The organism is Achromobacter sp. RW408 (assembly GCF_003184165.1).
Classification (GTDB): Bacteria; Pseudomonadota; Gammaproteobacteria; order Burkholderiales; family Burkholderiaceae_B; genus Achromobacter; species Achromobacter xylosoxidans.
Genome location: NZ_QHHO01000047.1, coordinates 290720 through 293864 on the forward strand (window position 1 = coordinate 290720; position 3145 = coordinate 293864).

The 3145-nt window shown below is 67.5% G+C and carries 3 protein-coding genes; all 3 read left to right on the forward strand.

Annotated elements, in window-relative coordinates; translation table 11 throughout:
- Nucleotides 1-158: 158 nt before the first annotated feature.
- Complete coding sequence (gene argA, locus DK459_RS17505) at nt 159-1517, forward strand: amino-acid N-acetyltransferase (RefSeq protein ID WP_006384044.1); 1359 nt, start codon at nt 159-161, stop codon at nt 1515-1517.
- A gap of 118 nt (nt 1518-1635) precedes the next feature.
- The gene (locus tag DK459_RS17510) at nt 1636-1908 is read left to right on the forward strand and encodes an oxidative damage protection protein (protein WP_006384045.1); all 273 of its coding nucleotides are present in this window, start codon (nt 1636-1638) and stop codon (nt 1906-1908) included.
- 135 nt (nt 1909-2043) lie between these two features.
- The coding region (locus DK459_RS17515) for an alkaline phosphatase family protein (protein ID WP_304529635.1) at nt 2044-3145 on the forward strand (1102 nt) is incomplete at its 3' end.

Genomic DNA, 3145 nt, shown 5'->3' on the forward strand with positions numbered 1-3145 from the left:
GCGGGCGGGAAGATTCTGGCATGTACGATTTGTCCGGTTAGCTGCCTATTATATAAACGGCCGCCGGTCATATAATTTCGCCACGCCGTCCCATGACGGCGCGTTGACGCGGCCCCTGGGCCGCGTTGTTGCCACTCTCAGGAATCGCCCCACCCATCATGCCCGACCTGGAACCAGACACCGTCTCCGCCCTTGAAGCCCCCGAATTCGCCCCTGCCCAGTTCGTCCGATGGTTCCGAGACGTCGCGCCCTACGTGCATGCGTTCCGAGGCAAGACCTTCGTGGTGGCGTTTGGCGGTGAATTGGTGCAGGCCGGGGCGCTGAACGCGCTGGTGCAGGACCTGTCGCTGCTGTCGTCGCTGGGCATCCGCCTGGTGCTGGTGCATGGCTCGCGCCCCCAGGTCAACGAACAGCTGCGCCTGAAGGGCTTCACCCAACAGTTCGACCGCGGCCTGGCGCCCACCGACGCGGCCGCGCTGGAATGCGCCAAAGAAGCCGCCGGCGAGATCCGCCTGGACATCGAGGCCGCCTTCAGCCAGGGCCTGCCCAACACGCCGATGTCGCACGCGCACATCCGCGTCATTTCGGGCAACTTCGTCACCGCCCGCCCCACCGGCGTGCTGGACGGCGTGGACTACAAGCACACCGGCCAGGTGCGCAAGATCGACGTCGACGCGCTCAAGTTCGCCATCGAAAAGGGTTCGTCGGTAGTGCTGCTGTCGCCGCTGGGCTTCTCGCCCACCGGCGACGCCTTCAACCTGGCCATGGAAGACCTGGCCACCAGCGTGGCCGTGGCGCTGCGCGCCGAAAAGCTGATCTTCCTGTCCAGCGGCCAGGGCGTGCTCAATGACGACGGCTCGGTCGACACCGAACTGGCCCGCGTCGATGCCGACGCGCTGCTGGCGGGCGGCTCGCTGGACGAGGAAACCGGCGCCTACCTGCAATACGCGTCGCTGGCGGTCAAGCGCGGCGTGGCCCGCGCCCACCTGGTGCCGTTCGCGCTGGACGGCAGCGTGCTGCTGGAGATCTTCACTCACGATGGCGTCGGCACCATGGTGGTGGAGGACACGCTGGACGACCTGCGCCCGGCCACGCTCGATGACGTTGGCGCCATCCTCAGCCTGATCGAGCCGCTGGAAGCCGACGGCACGCTGGTGCCGCGCCCGCGCAGCGTGATCGAGCGCGACGTCGAGAACTTCACCGTGCTCGAGCACGACGGCGTGATCTACGGCTGCGCCACGCTGCACAACTTCCCCGAGGATCACATGGCCGAGATGGCCTGCCTGATCGTGCACCCCGAATGGCAGGGGTCCGGCGAGGGCGAGATCCTGCTGCGCCACATGGAATCGCGCGCCCGCGCCAGCGGCGCCAAGCGGCTGTTCGTGCTGACCACGCGCACCTCGCACTGGTTCATGAAGCGCGGCTTCGTGCAGGGCGGCATCGCCGACCTGCCGCGCGAAAAGCAGAACAACTACAACCGCTCGCGCAACAGCCTGGTGTTCATCAAGAAGCTGTGACGCGGCCCCGCCCCAGGCTGGCCCCGAGGCCTAACCGCAGTGCCCGCAGGGGCTTGGCGGCCTTCCGGCGCCAAGCCCGCTAAAATGGCGCATTACCCATTCTTTCCGGCAGCGAACCATGGCCCGTACCGTCAACTGTGTGAAATTGAAGCGTGAAGCCGAAGGGCTGGATTTTCCACCCTACCCCGGCGAACTCGGCACCCGCATCTGGCAAAGCATTTCCAAGGAAGCTTGGGAAGAGTGGAAGCAGGTGCAGACCCGCCTGGTCAATGAAAACCGCCTGAACCTGGCCGACGCCCGCGCCCGCAAGTACCTGCAGCAGCAGATGGAACGCTTCCTGTTCGAGGACGGCAGCGTCGAAGCCCAGGGCTACGTTCCGCCCTCGGCCTGATCGCGCCACGCCGCGCGCGCGGCCCCTCCTGCGAAGCCCCTCGTCCGCGAGGGGCTTCGTGCTTCTGGCCGGTCGATCCGGCCATGCCCGTGGCTGGCTTAAGATTCCATTATTGCTGGCCGTATTAACGCTGTCATGAAAGAAGATCCGAGTTCCGCCTCTTCCTCCGACCTGCCCCCGGCCATCCGGCGCGCGCTGGCGGTGGCCCCCGACCGCAAGCACGGCACGCTTCACGACGTGCGGCACGTCGTCATCCTGATGCAGGAAAACCGGTCCTTCGACCACTATTTCGGCAGCCTGCCCGGCGTGCGCGGCTTTGCCGATCCGCATCCGGTGCCCACCCCGGCCGGCGATGTCCTGACACAAGCCGACGGCGCCGAGCGAGTCCGCCCCTATGCGCTGCAAGGCGAGTACGCCAGCGACACGCCCGTGGGCTACATCACTCCGCACACCTGGGACGACGCCCAGCGCGCCTGGAACGACGGCCGCATGGACCAATGGCTGGCCGCCAAGCGCCGCCTGGGCATGGGCGCCTACCGCCCCGCCGAAGTGCCGTTCCAGACGGCGTTGGCCAATGCCTTCACACTGTGCGATGCCTACCACTGCTCGGTCCAGGCCGGCACCAATCCGAACCGCCTGTTCCTGTGGACCGGCACCAATGACCCGCTGGGACGCGCTGGCGGACCGGCGTTGGTCAACACCTTCGACCGGCTCGGCCCGGCCGACCAGGGCTACGGGTGGACCACCTATCCTGAACGCCTGCAGGCCGCCGGCATCGACTGGCGCATCTACCAGGACATGGCGGACAACTTCCACGACAACCCGCTCGCCGGCTTCCGCCAGTACCGGCGCCAGCACGAGGCCGGCGGCGCCGACGCGCCGCTGCGCGACCGGGGCCTGTCCACCCACACCCTGGACGACCTGGCGCATGACGTGGAACAGGGTACGCTGCCGCAGGTCTCCTGGATCATCGCTCCCGCCGCCGACTCCGAACATCCCGAGGTCTCGTCGCCGCGCCAGGGCGGCGCCTACACCGAACGCGTGCTCGAGATCCTGACGCGCAACCCCGCCGTCTGGAGCGGCTGTGTACTCCTCGTCACCTACGACGAGAACGATTGCTTTTTCGACCATATGCCACCGCCCGCGCCGCCCACGCGCGAGACCGACGGCCGCTCGGGCGGCTTGTCGACGGTGGAGCTGGATGGCGAATACCACGACACCCGCCACGGCCCCATGC

Coding starts and splice junctions, on each gene's coding strand:
- argA (WP_006384044.1), top strand. CDS start 159: ATGCCCGACCTGGAACCAGACACCGTCTCCGCCCTTGAAGCCCCCGAA.
- DK459_RS17510 (WP_006384045.1), top strand. CDS start 1,636: ATGGCCCGTACCGTCAACTGTGTGAAATTGAAGCGTGAAGCCGAAGGG.